The following is a 16,046-nucleotide window of genomic DNA, read 5'->3' as shown; positions in this document are numbered from 1 at the left end:
CCAGCAACTACTGGGATCCACCGGCCTGAAGGCCCAGGACATCCTGGCCATCGGTTCGCACGGACAAACTGTCCACCATGCACCCGGCGCCGACCCCGCATTCACCTGGCAGATTGGCGACCCATTCCGGATCGCCGAAGCCACGGGCATCGACGTGATCGCGCACTTTCGCCAACGCGACCTCGCGGCGGGCGGCGAGGGGGCTCCGCTGGCCTGCGCGTTCCATGCCGCCTGGCTGGGCCACCCCTCCGAGACACGCGCGATCCTGAACCTCGGAGGGATCGCCAATCTGACCTGGCTGGAGCCGGGCCAGCCGGTACGCGGATGCGACAGTGGACCCGCCAACACCCTGATGGACGGGTGGACCCGACGGCACCTGGGTCAGCCTTATGATGCCGACGGCGCCTGGGCGCGCACGGGACACATCGACCGGCCACTACTGGAACAGCTCCTCGCGGACCCGTACTTTCAGCGCCCTGCCCCAAAGAGCACGGGGCCCGAGCATTTCTCGCCCCACTGGCTCCGCCAGGTTGGCGGCGAACGGCTCGACCGCCTGAACACCGAGGACGTTCAGGCCACCCTGGTCGAACTTACGGTGGAGGGGGTGCGGCTGACGCTCGAATCCCTGCGCACAACCGCACCCGATCGCGTCATCGTCTGCGGCGGCGGCGCCCACAATGGCTACCTGATGGAACGACTGCAAAGCCAGCTGGCCGGCAGCACGGTCGAGACCTCCGAACACCACGGAATCCCGCCTCAGCAGGTGGAGGGGGCCGCCTTTGCCTGGCTGGCGTATCGCCATCTGCAACACGAGGCCGGCAACCTGCCGGAAGTCACGGGTGCCCGTGGACCACGCATCCTCGGCTGCCGGATCCCCGGACGCGCACCGGAATCCACATAGAAATACGCACAAAAAAGGCCCGACCGAAACGGCCGGGCCCTGACAATGCGATAACAGCCCTGGACGTCAGACCGAGAAGCTGGACCCGCAACCGCAGGTGGTCGTGGCGTTCGGATTGCGAATCACGAACTGCGCGCCTTCCAGACCCTCGGTGTAGTCGATCTCGGCACCCGCGAGATACTGAAAGCTCATCGGATCGATCAGCAGGGTCACCCCTCCGTTCTCGACCACGGTATCGCCGTCGCCCACCGTCTCGTCAAAGGTAAAACCGTACTGGAAGCCGGAGCAACCACCACCACTGACGAACACCCTCAGCTTGAGGTTGTCGTTGTTCTCCTCCTCGATCAGCCCCTTCACCTTGTTCGCGGCGGCGTCACTGAAGATCAGCGGGCTCGGGATCTCCATGTCCATGTCTGCCTCGGTATTGGACGTCATGGCTTCGGACATTGGGTGCCTCCTGTAAGAATCATTTTCATTCACGCTACGGAATACTGACCGTCAGCGTCAAGAATACCCCACGAATGATGCTGGGCCACCTTTGGCGAAACGCGGGTCGCACCGGCCACCGTCAGGAGACCGCAGTCTGCGGCTCACCCTGCTCCACGGGCAGCTCCTCGAGTTCGCCCTGCAGCGGCTCTTCCATTCGCTCGAGCTGGCCGTCGATACTCGCACCCTCGGTGATCTGCAGACTCTTGTAGTACAGATGCCCGTGCAGCCGCGCGGTCGCACCGAGTTCGACGTACTCGCTCATATGCATGTCGCCGCGCACTTCGCCGTTCACGACCAGGTGCGGCACCATCACCTGCCCCTCGACGACCCCCTGGGGAGCGACCATCAGAACGGCGGAGGGATCACTCAGCGCACGAATGCTGCCGACCACGCGCCCCTCGACATACAAGCCCCCGCTAAACTCCAGCTCGCCGCGCACCACGGCGTTCTCCCCAATCATGGTGTCGACCCGGCGCGTCCGCTTGCTGCCGCGCCCCTTCTTGCGTCCGATCATGCCCCTTCTCCCGCCATGCGGCCCCACTCTCCGCGCTTCATGACTGCGTCGGGGCCATCGTCTTCATCGGGCTCCACCCTAACGGCTACAGCTTCCGGGGTGAAATCCTCCGGCAATACAACGCGTACGCGCGCGTTTCGCAGCAACCGGAAACCCTCGATTGTACGTTCCTGCTCCACGCCCAGGTCATCGTGATCGAGGGTTGTATCTTCATCGTCCCCCTCGAAACGCCCGGTAATCTCTACCGACCAACGCACATCCAGCGACCGGTTCAGGCCCGGTCGGTAGATCTGAAACACGACGTCCCAGACCCCGGACTGGCCTGTCTCCTGCAACGCCAGGTCGCGCAAGCCCAGACTCGAGTCATCATTGTTTTCCGCCAGTCGCTCGTAGAACGCCACTTCATCGCGCAACCGTGCGAGCTCGGTCTCCTGACGCTCGACATCGTCGCGATAGGCATCGACCTCGGTCTCCAGCAGCGACAGCCGCCGCAGCGCACGCTGCTGCTCGGCCTCTGCCTGCTGACGCGCCTCGACCTCGCGCTGCAGTTCGTCCGTCAGGGCATCAATGCGTACCTGGGGGTCAATCACGCCCTCGTCCGGCCAGTGCATCCACAACCAGCCGCCGATCCCGGCCACCAGCAGAAAAGGCGCCAGCAACAACACGCCCAACCCCCAGCGCCGCCGACGCTGTCGCACCGGCCGTGGTGGCGGGATCCGGGGGCGGCGTCGCGGCACCGGCGTCGGGAGCTTGGACATAAGGCAACCGAGCTAAGGGAAGACCGCCAACTCGCGCAACCCCTCGTCCTCCGGGCAATCGAACATGAGGTTCATGTTCTGTACGGCCTGCCCGGCCGCCCCCTTGACCAGGTTGTCGATCACCGACAGCACCACCAGTCGATCCGAGTGCGGCGACCGTGCCACCGCGATCCGGCAGCGGTTGGTGCCCCGCACGCTGGCCGTTTCGGGATGCGATCCCGGCGGCAGGACGTCGACGAACGGCTCATCGGCGTAGCGTTGCTCGAAGCAGGCCTGCCAGTCGGTCTCGGACTGTCGCGGCCGCAGATAGAGGGTTGCATGGATGCCGCGCGTCATCGGCACCAAGTGCGGCTGGAAGATCAGCCCGACCTCGCCGCCGGCCACACCACTCAGGGTCTGATGAATCTCCGGCCAGTGCCGGTGACCGCCGGCCGCGTAGGCGCGGAAGTTCTCTTGCACCTCGGCGAACAGACCGCCGATCTGCGCCTTGCGCCCCGCACCGCTGACGCCACTCTTGGCATCCGCGATCACGTCGGCCGGGTCGACCAGACCCTGTTCCAGCAGCGGCAGAACACCAAGCGTCACGGCCGTCGGATAGCAGCCGGGCACCGCAATCAGCCGCGCCGGCCGGATCCGGTCACGATGAATCTCCGGCAGGCCGTAAACGGCCTCGTCCAGGTATTCCGGGGCCCCGTGCGCCTGCCCATACCAGCGCGCCCACAGTTCCGGGTCGCGTATACGAAAGTCGGCCGAGAGATCGATGACCCGCACTCCGCGCTCCAGCAACGCACCGGCCATCGCATGCGCCACACCATGCGGCGTGGCAAAGAACACCACATCACAATCGCCCAGCACATCCGGATCCGGCTCGCGAAAGACCGCGTCCACCGCCCCGCGCAGACTGGGGAACAAGTCGGCTACGGCCGTCCCGGCCTCGCCGCGCGAGGTCACCACCGCCAGTTCCGCCGAAGGGTGCCGGGCCAGCAGGCGCAGCAACTCCACGCCGGTGTACCCGGTCGCACCGACAACCCCGATGCGGATAGGTTTGCTATTGGTTGTTGCTGTCATGCTGCGGCATGATACCGGGTTACCACATGGCACGGAACGAAGGCCCACTCAGGCCAGTCGAAACCGACGAATCATTCGAACCCAACGGGAACCTCTGTATCCATGAGCAGCTTTCGTATCGACCGCAAGGCCATCATTGGCGGCATCTTCATCCTGGCCCTGATCGGGGTTGCCCTGGCGATCTGGCTGACCGATGACGGCATGCGCCCGGCGCCCGACTTTACCGCCACCACCCTCGATGGCGAGGAGGTCTCGCTGTCGGATTACGAGGGGCGCCCGGTGATGATCTCCTTCTGGGCCACCAACTGCCCATCCTGCGTGCGCGAGATCCCGAAGCTGATTCACCTGCACGAGACCTATGCCGAGAAGGGCTTCGAGCTGCTGGCGGTCGCCGTCTCCTATGACCCGATCAACCGGGTGGAGTCGATGCGCGAGGACCGCGAGATGCCGTACAAGGTGATCCACGACGCTGAGGACGGCATGTCGCAGGCCTTCGGAGGCGTGCGCCTGACCCCGACCACCTTCGTGATCTCGCCCGGCGGCCGCATCGTCTACCAGAAACTGGGCGACCCGGACTTCGAACAGATCGAACGCCACCTGCAACGCTGGCTGTCCTGAGCCAACCACCACCGGCACCCTGGGAGACCTGAAGCATGGAAGCCTACAACTGGCTGGTCAGCCTGCATGTGATCTTCATGGTCACCTGGTTCGCCGGGCTGTTCTATCTGCCGCGGCTGTTCGTCTATCACGCGATGACCGACGACGCCCTGGGTCACGAGCGCTTCAAGATCATGGAGCGCAAGCTGTTCTACGGGATCATGACGCCCGGCGGGGTGCTGACTATCGCGTTTGGCGGGGCCATGCTGGCCCTGATCCCGGGGTATCTGAACGAGCCCTGGATGCACTTCAAGCTGACGCTGGTGGCCTTGCTGGTGATTTACCACATCTGGTGCGGCTGGATCGTGCGCGACTTCCGGGATGATCTGAACCGTCGCGAACACACCTGGTTTCGCTGGTTCAACGAGTTTCCGGTGCCGATCCTGGTCGGGGTGGTGGTGCTGGTGATCAACCGCTCCATCGAGGATGCATTGATCGCAATCGGGGTCGTGCTGGCGATCTTTGTGCTGGCCGCACTGATCGGCTGGTGGAAACGCCGGCGCGAGGCCGCCTAACGCAACCGAATCAGTTCTTCCCCGCGCGCACCAGCCCACCGAGCCCGGCCTGCACCAGGGCATTGTTCAGCAGCGAGCGGATCTGCTCCGCGTTCTCCAGCATGCGGCACTGGGCCAGCAGCGCCTCGGCGCGATCCGTGGAGAAGCTGCGGATCACCCATTTCACCCGCGGGATTGCGGAAACACTGACGCTGAGGCTGTCGATCCCCATCCCCAGCAGCAGGATCACCGCGGCCGGATCGGCCGCCATCTCGCCACAGACACTAACCGGCTTGCCCGCCCGGTGGGCCCCGTCGGTGATGGTTTCCAGCGCGCTGATGCAGGCCGGGTGCAGGGTGTCATAGAGGCTGGCCACTCGCGCGTTGTTGCGATCCACCGCCAGCAGGTACTGCACAAGGTCATTGGTCCCCACCGACAGGAAGTCCACGCGCCGCGCCAGCGTCTCCGACAGATAGACCGCGGCCGGGACCTCGACCATCACCCCGACCTTGGGCATCGGGATCATGAACCCCTCGTCCAGCAACTCCTCGCGGGCGCGGTTGAGCAGGGTCATCGCCCCCTTCAGCTCGTCCAGCGCCGAGATCATCGGGAACAGGATCTGCAGGTTGTCGTGCGCACAGCTCGCCTTGAGCATCGCGCGCAGCTGGGTCAGGAAGATCTCCGGGTGGTCCAGCGAGATACGGATGCCACGCCACCCCAGGAACGGGTTGTCCTCCTTGACCGGGAAATACGGCAGCGCCTTGTCGCCGCCGATATCCAGCGTGCGCAGCGTGACCGGCATCGGATCGAATGATGCCAGCACCTGTTCGTAGAGCTGGACCTGCTCTTCCTCCCCGGGGAAGCGGTCGCGAATCATGAACGGGACCTCGGTGCGATAAAGCCCCACGCCTTCGGCCCCGGACTCCAGCGACGGCTTGATATCGGCCAGCAACCCGGAGTTCGCCAGCACCGGGACCGCCACACCGTCACGGGTGGCCGCCGGGTCCTTGGCCAGGGCCCGCAGGTCCTCGGCCAGCTCGCGTTCCTCGCGCACCAGACGCTCAAACTCGGTGCGCAACTCCGCATTGGGGTTCACGAACAACCGGCCACGATAGCCGTCGACCAGGATCTCGCGGTTCTCCAGTCGGCCCACCGGCAGCTCAGAAACCCCCATCACCGCCGGGATGTTGAGCGCCCGCGCCAGGATCGCGATGTGCGAGGAGCCCGTGCCCTTGGCCGAGACCATCGCTCCCAGCCGCTCGATCGGCACCTCGGCCAGGTGGGATGCGGTCAGGTCATCACCCACCAGGATGCCGCCATCCGGGAATTCCTCCTGGCTGCGCTCGGCCGGCAACAGGTGCGACAGCACCCGCCGACCCAGGTCTCGCACATCGGACGCGCGCTCGCGCAGGTACGGGTCCTCCATGTCGTTAAACACGCGAACGCTCTCACGCACGGTGTCACGCAGGGCGGCGGGGGCCCACTGGCCGTTGCGAATGCGCGCCTCCGTCTTTTGCACCAGCGAGTCCGAGCCCAGCAGCATCAGATAGGCGTCGAACAGCACCTGCTCGTCCGCGCCAAGGGCCTCGCCCATGCGCTGCTTGAGATCCTCGATTTCGGTGCGCGTCTCGGCCACCGCCTTGGCAAGGCGTTCGAGTTCCTCGTCGACCCCGACCCCCTCGCGGTCCGGGATGGAGTCGAGATCCGCCAGCCGATAGGCGACCACGGCCCGGCCAATCGCAACCCCGGGAGACCCGGCGATCCCGGTCGCCTCGACATTGACGTGCCCAATCAGCGGGGTCTCGGAGGAGATCTCGTCGTTGAATTCCGCGTAGGCAATCGCACCGGCCAACTGCGCGGCCAGGGTAATCAGAAAGGAGACGTGCTCGTCATCGAACTTGCGCGCCTGGTGCTGCTGCACGACCAACACCCCCAGCAGGCTGCGCTGGTGGATGATCGGCACCCCGAGAAAGGCCAGGAAGTGCTCCTCGCCGGTCTCCGGGAAATAGCGAAAGCGCGGGTGATCCTGGGCACTGTCCAGGTTGACCGGCTCGGCGCGCGAGGCGACCAGGCCCACCAGGCCCTCGGAGGGGTCCATCTCGACATGTCCGATGGATTCCTCGCGCAGACCCTCCGATGCCATCAGCACCAGGCGGCCCGACTGCGGCGACTTCAGGTAGATCGAGCAGACGTCGATATCCAGCGCGGCCTTCACGCGGGTCACAATGATATGCAGCGCTTCGAAGAAATCGGCAGCGCCATTCACCTCCTGCACCACGCGGCGCAGGACCTCCAGCATCGAGGGGGGATTCGGGTTCGTCAACGTGGCGACACCGGGGAGACCTGTGACGGGGCCTGATCGCTGGCGTCACGTCCGTGGGCATTGCGCGGGCGCCGGGCTTCCAGTTCCGGGAACATCAGCGGCACCAGCTCGCACAGCGCACGGCGATAGACCTGGCGCTTGAAATGCACGACCTCGCGTGCCGGGCGCCAGTAATCGATCCAGCGCCAGTCGTCGAATTCGGGGGTACCCATCGCATCCAGGATCACGTCGCTCTCGTTGCCCATCATCCGTAACAGGAACCAGCGCTGTTTCTGGCCGATGCAGACCGGGCGGCGATGACGCCGCACCATGCGCTCCGGCAGGCGGTAGCGCAGCCAGTGCTGGGTATTGCCGAGCACATCGACATGCTCGGGCAGCAGGCCCGTCTCCTCGCGCAACTCGCGGTACATCGCCTGCTCCGGCGTCTCTTCCGCGCGGATACCGCCCTGGGGAAACTGCCAGGCATCCTGGCCCACGCGCTTGCCCCAGAACAGCTGGCGCTCCCGATTGCACAGGATGATGCCTACGTTGGCTCTATACCCCTCACAATCAATCACTTGCATCAACCAGACGCTTTCTTCACTGATTGCATTGTTCCACAGCCCGAGGCCCCGCGGCAAAGACCTTGGGAAACGCTGATGAATGTACACACTCGCGTTGGTACCCCAGGTTTTCCGAGACAAGGCGCGCCGTGCAGCGGGTAGTGGTTCTACCCACAAGCGGCGCAACGCAGGATCGGGGAACCTGAGGTACCAACCCCGCAAGCGATTGAATGCCGGGGCTCGGCCGCTTTTGCATGCGCACGGCGTTGCGGCTCCCTTGTGCAGAATGACTGCACGACAGTCGCCGCGCCTTGTTCGCAAGCAAAAGCGACTTGAGCGCGAGCGTGTACATCCATCACCGTTTCCCACGCATCCCCCGTGGCAGGACGGGCAAAGCTGCGTGCGAAGTCATGCCCCGGTAAACTCCCGCCGTATTCCCAGCGCGACCTCTAATCCGCGGAGCGATCCATGAACCTGGCCCTGTTCGACCTCGACAATACCCTGCTCGCCGGCGACAGCGATCACGCCTGGAACCAGTTCCTGGCCGAGGTGGGTGCCGTGCACCCGACCTGTCACGCCGAGACCAATGACCGCTTCTATCAGGAGTATGTCGCGGGGACCCTCGACATCCACGAGTTCTGCCGCTTCGCGTTCAGCCCGCTGGCCGAGCACCCGCGCGCACAGCTGGAACAATGGCGGGAGCAGTTCATCGAGACGCTAATCCGCCCGATGATCGCCCCCGGCGCCAAGCGTCTGCTGGCCCGGCACCGGGAGGCCGGTGACGAGCTGGTGATCATCACCGCGACCAACCAGTTCGTGACCCAGCCAATCGCCGACATCCTCGGCGTGGATCACCTGATCGCCACCCTGGCGGAAGAACGCGAGGACCGGGAGTTCACCGGTGAGCTGACGGGCGTACCCTGCTTCCAGGAAGGCAAGATCGAGCGCCTGCGTCAGCACCTCGCGGATCACCCGGACCCCGAGGGCACCATCACGCAGGCCAGCTTCTACAGTGACTCGCGCAACGACATCCCGCTACTGGAGCAGGTCGGCCGCCCGGTGGCCGTGGACCCCGACCCGACTCTGGCCGCGCATGCCCGCGAACGGGGCTGGCCAGTGATCTCGCTGCGCGAGCCGGAAGGCTCGGTCAGCTGAACAGACCGGCCATCTGCTCCAGCCGCTGACCGGCCGGAGTATCCCCCTTGCCGGCGGCCACAACCGCATCGCGGTAGCCGGTCACGAGCTCCGGCACCACGGCCGTCACCTGCTTGCGGCGCAGACGCCCGGCGCCAGTGACCGGCCAGGTCGCGCGGAAGTCGCAGTTATCGAGCGCATCACAGACCCACAGGCTCCACTCGTGCCGCGTCACGTCGATCTCGTGCTGGCGGATCACCAGGCGATAGACATGCTCGGCATTCATGTCCGCCATGCCCACCCCGGGACCCACGTGCTCCACCTGCAGCTCGGCGGCGATCCGGTTGATCTCCTGCTCCAGCGCGGCCAGGGCCTGGTCGACCTCCGCATTCAGCGTACCGCCGGCCTTGGCGGCGGCGACCAGGGGACGGATAGTCTCGACTTCGAACTCGTGGCTCATGCTGCGTACACTCCCGGGATTCGGAACAGGAACGCCCCGGGGGTGCCGGGGCGCGCGCAACCTTAGCACGGGAGCCCCCATTCATGAATCATCCCCCGATCGCGCTGACCATTGCCGGCTCCGACCCCGGCGGCGGTGCAGGCCTGCAGGCCGACCTGACCACCTTCACCCGCCTCGGGGTGCACGGGGCCACGGCCGTGACCGCGATCACCGTGCAGGACACCCGCAACGTGGTGGATTTCACCGTGCTGCCGCCGGAGCAGCTGCGCGCCCAGATCGAGGTCACCCTGGCCGATCTCGAGGTCGCGGCGATCAAGATCGGCATGCTGGGCTCGGTGGAAAATGTCACCATCGTCTCCGCACTGCTGAACGCACACCCGCACATCCCGGTGGTACTGGACCCGGTGATGGTCGCCGGCGGCGGCGGGGCACTGGCCACCGAGGCGGTCGTCGACGCCACGCGCGAGGCCCTGCTGCCGCGCGCCACGCTGATCACCCCGAACGGCCCCGAGGCCGCCCGCCTGGCCCGCAGCGAGGACCCCGCGCAGTGGGGCCACCAGCTGCGCCAACTGGGCGCGCGCAACGTGCTGGTCACCGGCGGGCACGAGGGCACCGAACAGGACCCGATCATCAATCGCCTCTACCGCGAGGACGACCACGTGCGCCCGTTCGATCTGCCGCGCCACTCGGCCGGCTTCCACGGCTCCGGCTGCACCCTGGCCGCGGCGATCGCCGCCTTCCTTACCCGCGGCCGCGATATCGAACCGGCCGTGATCGAGGCCCAGGCCTTCATGAACGATGCCATCGCCCGTGGCTACGCCCCCGGCCACGGCCAGCACATCCCCAACCGCCTGTGCCCGCATGACGACTGACAGCCGAGCGCCCCTGCGCGGGCTTTACTTCATCACCCCCGCGGTACCGGAGAGTGCGGACCCGCGCGCGACCCACCTCGCCCATGCCGCGGCCGCGCTGCGCGGCGGCGCCAGCCTGATCCAGTTCCGCGACAAGGAGCTGCAAGGAGACGCGCGCGAGGCGATCACCCGCGAGCTGGTCGCCCTCGCCCACGCGCACGGGGCGCGCTGCATCATCAACGACGACACCGAGCTGGCCGCGCGCATCCAGGCCGATGGCGTACATCTGGGCCGCGACGACCCGGACCCGGCCGCGGCCCGCACGCTCCTGGGGCCGAACGCGGTCATCGGGGTCTCCTGCTACAACGAGCTGGCGCGCGCCGAAGCTGCCGCCCGGGCCGGCGCCAGCTATGTCGCCTTCGGCACCATGTTCGCCTCCCCGACCAAGCCGCAGGCCGCCCATGCCGGGCCGGAGCTGATCCGCCAGGCACGCGCGGCCCTGGACCTGCCGATCTGCGGCATCGGCGGCATCACCCCGGACAACGCGGCGGAGGTGGTCGCGGCCGGGGCGGATCTGGTCGCCGTGATCCAGGGCATCAGCGCCGCGCCCGCCCCGGAGGCCGCCGCCCGGCGCATCAGCACACTGTTCGACTGACCACTTTGCACCGCCCGGCGGCCGCCGCTATGGTTGCCGGGCCTACCGATTCCATTGAACTACAGGAACACCGTCATGCAGGAAACCGAGCGTCTGTTCGAGGCCGCCAAGCAGCACATCCCCGGGGGCGTGAACTCCCCGGTCCGCGCATTCAAGGGCGTGGGCGGCACCCCGATCTTCATGGATCGCGCCAACGGCGCCTACATGTGGGACGCCGACGGCCAGCGCTACATCGACTACATCGGCTCCTGGGGCCCGATGGTCGCCGGCCACGCCCACCCCGAGGTGATCGAGGCGGTGCGCGAGGCCTGCAACAACGGCCTGTCCTTCGGCTGCCCGACGCGGCTGGAAAACGACATGGCCGCGAAGGTCTGCGAACTGGTGCCGTCGATGGACCTGGTGCGCATGACCAACTCGGGCTCCGAGGCCACGATGAGCGCGATCCGGCTGGCACGAGGCTACACCGGGCGCGACCGCATCGTGAAGTTCGAGGGCAACTACCATGGCCATGGCGACTCCCTGCTGGTGAAGGCCGGCTCCGGCGCCCTGACCCTCGGCCAGCCGAGCTCCCCCGGCGTGCCGAAGGAGCTGGCCGCGCTGACCAGCACCCTGACCTACAACGACGCCGATGGCGTGCGCGCCTTCTTCGCCGAGAAGGGCGACGAGGTCGCCTGCATCATCGTCGAGCCGATCGCCGGCAACATGAACTGCATCCCGCCGGAACCGGGCTTTCTCGAGACCCTGCGCGAGGTCTGTGACCAGCACGGCGCGGTACTGATCTTCGACGAGGTGATGACCGGCTTCCGCGTGTCGAAGAACTGCGCCCAGGGCTATCTCGGCGTCACCCCGGACCTGACCACGCTGGGCAAGATCATCGGCGGCGGCATGCCGGTGGGGGCCTTCGGCGGCAAGCGCGCGATCATGGAACACCTCTCGCCGCTGGGCCCGGTCTATCAGGCCGGCACCCTGTCCGGAAACCCGATCGCGATGACCGCCGGGCTCAAGACCCTGGAGATCCTGTCCCGTCCGGGCTTCCACGACGAACTGGAGCAGCGCACGAAGAAGGTCGTCGCGGGCTTCGAGGACGCCGCGCGCGAGGCCGGGGTCGCCCTGACCACCAACCAGGTGCCGGGCATGTTCGGCCTGTTCTTCTCGGACCAGAAGGTCACCGACTTCGCCGGGGCCACCGCCTGCGACACCGCCGCCTTCGGCCGCTTCTTCCACGCGATGCTGGGCGAGGGCATCTACCTGGCGCCCAGTGCCTTCGAGGCCGGCTTCATGTCCAACGCCCACTCGGACGCGGACCTCGACGCCACCGTCGAGGCCGCCCGCAAGTGCTTCAAGGCGCTCTGAGCGCCTGCCCCGTTTCTCCGGCCCGGCCGGCTCCATGCTTGCCGGCCGGGCCCTACCTGACGGCCTCACCCTCACGCCCCGAACATGCTTGAGGCCCTGACCCAGTCACCGTTGGCGCTGGCGCTGCTATTTGTGCTTCTGGGCCTGGTTGCCGGCATCCCGGCCGGGATGTTCGGCATTGGCGGCGGGCTGATCCTGGTGCCGGTGTTCGTCGCGATCTTCAGCCTGCTGGCCTTCGACTCGGCCAGCCTGGTGCAGCTCGCGGTCGGCTCCTCTCTGGGTGCCATCATCCCCACCGCGATCCTCTCCGCACGCGCCCATCATCGCCGCGGCGGGGTGGACGGCACGGCCGTGCGCCGCCTGCTGCCGGGGATCATCGTCGGGGCCCTGCTCGGGGCCTGGCTGGCCACGCGCATCGACTCCGACCACCTGGGGCGCATCTTCGGCGCCTTCGAGGTCGCGATCGGGATCTGGATGCTGCTCAACGTTCAGCCGCCGAAAGCGCCCGTGCCGAGGCGCAGCATCTGGCTGGGCGGCGGCACCGTGATCGGGGCCGTCTCCGCGCTGATCGGCATCGGCGGCGGCACGCTGACCACGCCGTTCCTGGTCAGCCAGGGACTGGAACTACGCCGGGCGATCGGCTCGGCCGCGGCCCTCGGCGTGCCGATCTCCATCGGCGCGAGCCTGGTGTTCGCCCTGCCGCAGTGGACCGATCCGGCCTACCAGGCGCCAGAATGGGCGCTGGGGTATCTCTACCTGCCGGCCATCCTCGGCGTGGTCATCGGCACAGCCATCAGCGTGCGCGCGGGCGTCTGGCTCACGCATCACCTGCCCGTCGCCATCCTCCGCCGCGGCTTCGCCGGCGTCCTGATCCTCGCCGGTATCCTGATGCTCCTGCGCTAGTCCAGCTCATCGCAGCGCCCCCATGCGCGACCACGCGGCCCTGTGCCTCCGCCTGCCTTGTTGAGGCTGGCCTTAGCTCGGCATCCGGTGTTTACGTGCCCTCGTCCGGCCGCCTGCCAAGCGCTCACTCGCGAGCGCGCCGCGAGGCACTTTCTTGCTTGCCCAAGAAAGTACCCAAAGAAGGGCACCCGGATTCCGCCCGGGAACCTTGCTCCAGGGCCCTCGGGCCGGCGGCGCTGAAACTCGCTACGCCTTTGGCTTCGCTCAGACAGTCAGCGCCTCTCTTCCGTCCCGAGGACCCTTCCGCAAGGGGCTTCATACGGGGGGATAAGGTCAAGACAACGGCTGGCCTGACGTTCGTGCCAATGGATGGAGGCAAGGTGTCGCGACATCCCGGGCACGCGCGGCCTGCGGCCCTGGCGTGCCGCGCCCGCCAGCGGGCGCCAGATCCCATCGTAGGATGCCGATGAGCGTAGCGAATCGCATCAGGGTTGCCCCGGTGTCGGGATGGTGCGTTGCGCTGCGCTCAACCGCACCCTACAGTTCGGGGCTTATAACAGGCGCTTGAATACCACCTGTTTTGACCTTCCCTCCCGATATGAGCCCCTTGTGGAGGGCGTGACAGGCCGGACGATTCAAAATAGACACGGGGCGCTGACTGTCTGAGCGAAGCCAAAGGCGCAGCGAGTTTCAGCGCCGCCGGCCTGGCGCGCCCGGAGCAAGGTTCCTGGGCGAATCCCGGGCGTGTTTCTTGGTTACTTCTTTGCACGAGCAAAGAAGCCCGTTTTTGATCAACAACGGGCGCGGCGCGCTCGCGAGTGAGCGCTTGGCAGGCGGCCGGACGAAGGCACGTAAACACCAGAGGACGAACCGGGGCCAGCCTGAAAAGACGGAGCTACCGACGAAGGCGCTCCAGGCACTCGGGGGTGGAGACCCGGGGGGCCCAGCCGAGGTGCTCGCGGGCGCGCGAGCAGTCCATCTGGAGGGCGCCGTCGAGGCCCTGGACCCATCCGGGATCGCCGGCATGGCGGGTGAATCGCCAGGCCAACGGGTGAATCGCCCGGATCAGGCCCGGGGGCACCGGAATGCCCCAGCGGCGCCGGTGTAGCGCCATCCGGCGCATGGACCAGACGGGCTCGGCCCCGAGGTTGAAGATGCCCTCCGCCTGGCGCGTGACCGCTCGTACCACGGCGTCCGCGGCGTCGTCCTCCCACAGGATCTGCACCGGCACCTCGGCGCCACCCGGATACACGCGACTGCGCGCAACCTGGCGCAGCAGCGGGTGGGCATGCGGCCCGACGATTGCCGGGGGCCGGAGGATGCAGGTGGTCAGATCGGGGTACTGCACGCCGACCGCCAGCAGGGCCTGCTCGGTGGCGACCTTGTCCTCGGCGTACGGGAAGCGCGGCCGCGCCGGGCTGCGCTCGGTCAGCGGGCGCGGCGAATTCGGCCACGGCCCGTAGACCGCGGCGCTGGAGAGGAAGACGATCTGGCGCACACCGGCCGCGGCGGCTGCCTGAAAGACGTGGCGGCTCAGCTCGACATTCTGCGCACGCACCCAGTCGCGGTCGCGGCGCCGGCGCCCGCCCTGCCCACCCATCAATTGGAAGGCGAGGTGGATCAGGCTGTCATGCCCGGCCAGGTGTTCCGCGCCGAGATCCGCGAGATCGGCTTGTAAAGGGGTCGTATGCGCGTTCGCCACAACCGGGCGGCGGTCGATCGCGGTAACAGACCGGATACCTTCGGCGGCGGCCAGGGCCGGAACAAGCACCTGGCCCAGGCGCCCGGCGGCGCCGGTCACGGCGACCCGCATGGACGGCTATCCAGCCGTGCCGGTGGCGCCCGGGGCGCGTTCGGCAAAGGCCGGCATGACCTCCTCGGCAAAGCAGTCCATGGACTCCAGCGCGAGTTCGTGGGGCACGGCTCCGGCCCCGAAGGCCAGCAGGACCTGGTCGACCCCCGCCTCGCGCAGCCCCTCGATGCGCTCGCGACACTCGGCGGGCGTGCCGACCAGCGTCATGCCCAGCATGTCGAGGATCTTCAGGTTGATCCCGGCCTTGACCAGATGGCGGAAACGGCCCAGCGAACGGTAGTAGTCGTAGCCCTCGATCAGGCGCTCCAGCACCGGCAGGGTCTGCTGGAACATGTGGCGATAGAACCACTCGAATGCGGGCTTGGCCTCGCGGCGGGCGCGCTTGCCGTCGGGCAGGCACAGCACCCCGAGGGTCATCCCGACGCGCGGCGGGTGGGCGATGTCGGTGCGCGTCGTGTCCCAGGCTTCGTGGTACAGGCGGATGTCCTCACGGATCATCTGCCAGGGCTTGAACGGACCCGCCAGCGCGCCGATGCCCTGCTCGGCGGCCCAGGTGAAGGACTCCGGGCTGACCGCGGCGGTCCAGATCGGCGGGTGCGGGTCCTGCACCGGGCGCGGCATCACGGGCACGTCTTCCAGGTGATGGAACGGGCCGTCCTGGGTGATCCGACCGGTGGCGAAGGCCTGGCGTAGCGCATCCAGACCGGCATCGACCCGCGCGCGGGACTCGCTCATCTCGGCGCCGAATGTGGCATATTCGCGCGGCGAGAAACCGCGCCCGATGCCCAGGTCCAGACGCCCGCCGGAGAGCTGGTCGAGCATGCCGACCCGCTGTGCGACCCGCAGCGGGTGGTGGTAGGGCAGCGGGACCACGCCGAGGCCCAGACGCAGGCGTTCGGTGCGCTGGCTGGCCGCGGCCAGTACCAGATCCGGCGCGGTGCTGTGGGAGAATTCCGGCATCAGGTGGTGTTCCACCAGCCAGGCCGTGCCGTAGCCAAGACGGTCGGCCTGCTCCCACAGGGCCAGGGTCCGGTCGATCACCTCGGTCTCGGAGGTCTGCAGAAACTCCGGGACCGAGAGCTCATGAAAGAGGTCGAAGCGCATGGCATCAACTGTGCCGCGCGCGCGTTG

At 67.4% G+C, this 16,046-nt stretch carries 17 protein-coding genes (1 of these 17 only partly in view); 8 read left to right on the top strand and 9 right to left on the bottom strand.

Features of this window, described 5'->3' with window-relative positions; genetic code table 11:
- Positions 1–901: the 3' portion of an anhydro-N-acetylmuramic acid kinase gene (locus F468_RS0102905; protein WP_026182174.1), read on the top strand. The gene continues 230 nt to the left of window position 1, outside the view; the window shows 901 of its 1,131 coding nt (coding positions 231–1,131); the start codon falls outside the window, past its left edge; its stop codon occupies positions 899–901.
- Between the two features lie 66 nt (positions 902–967).
- Here F468_RS0102905 and erpA read toward each other — a convergent pair whose 3' ends face one another.
- The 4 genes from erpA to argC all read right to left on the bottom strand — a co-directional run bounded on the left by erpA (position 968) and on the right by argC (position 3,730).
- Positions 968–1,348 carry an iron-sulfur cluster insertion protein ErpA gene (gene erpA / locus F468_RS0102900; protein WP_018137831.1) on the bottom strand — a complete coding sequence of 127 codons (381 nt, stop codon included), beginning with the start codon at positions 1,346–1,348 and terminating at the stop codon, positions 968–970.
- Between the two features lie 121 nt (positions 1,349–1,469).
- Positions 1,470–1,904: a polymer-forming cytoskeletal protein gene (locus F468_RS0102895; protein WP_018137832.1), complete on the bottom strand. Its 435-nt coding sequence runs from the start codon at positions 1,902–1,904 to the stop codon at positions 1,470–1,472.
- Complete coding sequence (locus tag F468_RS0102890) at positions 1,901–2,569, bottom strand: DUF6776 family protein (RefSeq protein WP_018175376.1); 669 nt, start codon at positions 2,567–2,569, stop codon at positions 1,901–1,903. Before F468_RS0102890 ends, F468_RS0102895 begins: the two co-directional genes overlap by 4 nt.
- 105 nt (positions 2,570–2,674) lie before the next feature.
- Positions 2,675–3,730: an N-acetyl-gamma-glutamyl-phosphate reductase gene (gene argC / locus F468_RS0102885; RefSeq protein ID WP_038048888.1), complete on the bottom strand. Its 1,056-nt coding sequence runs from the start codon at positions 3,728–3,730 to the stop codon at positions 2,675–2,677.
- A 102-nt stretch (positions 3,731–3,832) separates the two neighbouring features.
- Here argC and F468_RS0102880 point away from each other — a divergent pair, with 102 nt between their 5' ends.
- Complete coding sequence (locus F468_RS0102880; RefSeq protein WP_018137835.1) at positions 3,833–4,348, top strand: peroxiredoxin; 516 nt, start codon at positions 3,833–3,835, stop codon at positions 4,346–4,348.
- 35 nt (positions 4,349–4,383) lie between these two features.
- Positions 4,384–4,902: a CopD family protein gene (locus tag F468_RS0102875; RefSeq protein ID WP_018137836.1), complete on the top strand. Its 519-nt coding sequence runs from the start codon at positions 4,384–4,386 to the stop codon at positions 4,900–4,902.
- Positions 4,903–4,912: 10 nt separating this feature from the next.
- Here the strand turns inward: F468_RS0102875 and ptsP are convergent, their stop codons facing one another.
- Both ptsP and F468_RS0102865 read right to left on the bottom strand, forming a co-directional pair.
- The gene (gene ptsP, locus F468_RS0102870) at positions 4,913–7,180 is read right to left on the bottom strand and encodes a phosphoenolpyruvate--protein phosphotransferase (RefSeq protein WP_018137837.1); all 2,268 of its coding nucleotides are present in this window, start codon (positions 7,178–7,180) and stop codon (positions 4,913–4,915) included.
- A gap of 20 nt (positions 7,181–7,200) precedes the next feature.
- Positions 7,201–7,767, bottom strand: coding sequence for an RNA pyrophosphohydrolase (locus F468_RS0102865; RefSeq protein ID WP_018137838.1), 567 nt, complete (start codon positions 7,765–7,767; stop codon positions 7,201–7,203).
- 447 nt (positions 7,768–8,214) lie between these two features.
- On the opposite strand from F468_RS0102865, the gene F468_RS0102860 reads away from it, so the two are divergent.
- Entirely contained in the window at positions 8,215–8,901 is a 687-nt protein-coding gene (locus F468_RS0102860) for an HAD family phosphatase (protein ID WP_018137839.1), read from the top strand.
- Here the strand turns inward: F468_RS0102860 and F468_RS0102855 are convergent.
- Positions 8,894–9,340, bottom strand: a complete 447-nt coding sequence (locus F468_RS0102855; protein WP_018137840.1) for a hypothetical protein — start codon at positions 9,338–9,340, stop codon at positions 8,894–8,896. The two genes, F468_RS0102860 and F468_RS0102855, sit on opposite strands and share 8 nt — an antisense overlap.
- 83 nt (positions 9,341–9,423) lie before the next feature.
- Here F468_RS0102855 and thiD point away from each other — a divergent pair, with 83 nt between their 5' ends.
- The 4 genes from thiD to F468_RS0102835 all read left to right on the top strand — a co-directional run bounded on the left by thiD (position 9,424) and on the right by F468_RS0102835 (position 13,102).
- The gene (gene thiD / locus F468_RS0102850; RefSeq protein WP_018994596.1) at positions 9,424–10,212 is read left to right on the top strand and encodes a bifunctional hydroxymethylpyrimidine kinase/phosphomethylpyrimidine kinase; all 789 of its coding nucleotides are present in this window, start codon (positions 9,424–9,426) and stop codon (positions 10,210–10,212) included.
- Entirely contained in the window at positions 10,202–10,846 is a 645-nt protein-coding gene (thiE, locus tag F468_RS0102845; protein WP_018994595.1) for a thiamine phosphate synthase, read from the top strand. Before thiD ends, thiE begins: the two co-directional genes overlap by 11 nt.
- A gap of 75 nt (positions 10,847–10,921) precedes the next feature.
- On the top strand, positions 10,922–12,199 hold the full coding sequence (gene hemL, locus F468_RS0102840) for a glutamate-1-semialdehyde 2,1-aminomutase (RefSeq protein ID WP_018872751.1): 1,278 nt from the start codon (positions 10,922–10,924) through the stop codon (positions 12,197–12,199).
- Between the two features lie 84 nt (positions 12,200–12,283).
- Entirely contained in the window at positions 12,284–13,102 is an 819-nt protein-coding gene (locus tag F468_RS0102835; RefSeq protein WP_018994594.1) for a sulfite exporter TauE/SafE family protein, read from the top strand.
- Between the two features lie 895 nt (positions 13,103–13,997).
- Here F468_RS0102835 and F468_RS0102830 read toward each other — a convergent pair.
- Both F468_RS0102830 and F468_RS0102825 read right to left on the bottom strand, forming a co-directional pair.
- Positions 13,998–14,915, bottom strand: a complete 918-nt coding sequence (locus F468_RS0102830; protein ID WP_018175368.1) for an NAD-dependent epimerase/dehydratase family protein — start codon at positions 14,913–14,915, stop codon at positions 13,998–14,000.
- A gap of 6 nt (positions 14,916–14,921) precedes the next feature.
- On the bottom strand, positions 14,922–16,019 hold the full coding sequence (locus tag F468_RS0102825; protein WP_018994593.1) for an LLM class flavin-dependent oxidoreductase: 1,098 nt from the start codon (positions 16,017–16,019) through the stop codon (positions 14,922–14,924).
- Positions 16,020–16,046: the final 27 nt, after the last annotated feature.

This window comes from Thioalkalivibrio sp. ALJ2 (genome assembly GCF_000378325.1).
Taxonomy (GTDB): Bacteria; Pseudomonadota; Gammaproteobacteria; order Ectothiorhodospirales; family Ectothiorhodospiraceae; genus Thioalkalivibrio.
Note: the sequence above shows the minus strand (reverse complement) of the source record. Positions and strands in the feature narration are given on the sequence as shown.

Bases quoted from the DNA above. Each gene is read 5' to 3' on its own strand.
- F468_RS0102860 (WP_018137839.1), top strand. From the start codon at position 8,215: ATGAACCTGGCCCTGTTCGACCTCGACAATACCCTGCTCGCCGGCGAC.
- F468_RS0102865 (WP_018137838.1), bottom strand. From the start codon at position 7,767: ATGCAAGTGATTGATTGTGAGGGGTATAGAGCCAACGTAGGCATCATC.
- erpA (WP_018137831.1), bottom strand. From the start codon at position 1,348: ATGTCCGAAGCCATGACGTCCAATACCGAGGCAGACATGGACATGGAG.
- F468_RS0102825 (WP_018994593.1), bottom strand. From the start codon at position 16,019: ATGCGCTTCGACCTCTTTCATGAGCTCTCGGTCCCGGAGTTTCTGCAG.
- F468_RS0102880 (WP_018137835.1), top strand. From the start codon at position 3,833: ATGAGCAGCTTTCGTATCGACCGCAAGGCCATCATTGGCGGCATCTTC.
- F468_RS0102875 (WP_018137836.1), top strand. From the start codon at position 4,384: ATGGAAGCCTACAACTGGCTGGTCAGCCTGCATGTGATCTTCATGGTC.
- F468_RS0102835 (WP_018994594.1), top strand. From the start codon at position 12,284: ATGCTTGAGGCCCTGACCCAGTCACCGTTGGCGCTGGCGCTGCTATTT.
- thiE (WP_018994595.1), top strand. From the start codon at position 10,202: ATGACGACTGACAGCCGAGCGCCCCTGCGCGGGCTTTACTTCATCACC.
- F468_RS0102895 (WP_018137832.1), bottom strand. From the start codon at position 1,904: ATGATCGGACGCAAGAAGGGGCGCGGCAGCAAGCGGACGCGCCGGGTC.
- F468_RS0102855 (WP_018137840.1), bottom strand. From the start codon at position 9,340: ATGAGCCACGAGTTCGAAGTCGAGACTATCCGTCCCCTGGTCGCCGCC.
- thiD (WP_018994596.1), top strand. From the start codon at position 9,424: ATGAATCATCCCCCGATCGCGCTGACCATTGCCGGCTCCGACCCCGGC.
- argC (WP_038048888.1), bottom strand. From the start codon at position 3,730: ATGACAGCAACAACCAATAGCAAACCTATCCGCATCGGGGTTGTCGGT.
- hemL (WP_018872751.1), top strand. From the start codon at position 10,922: ATGCAGGAAACCGAGCGTCTGTTCGAGGCCGCCAAGCAGCACATCCCC.
- F468_RS0102830 (WP_018175368.1), bottom strand. From the start codon at position 14,915: ATGCGGGTCGCCGTGACCGGCGCCGCCGGGCGCCTGGGCCAGGTGCTT.
- ptsP (WP_018137837.1), bottom strand. From the start codon at position 7,180: ATGCTGGAGGTCCTGCGCCGCGTGGTGCAGGAGGTGAATGGCGCTGCC.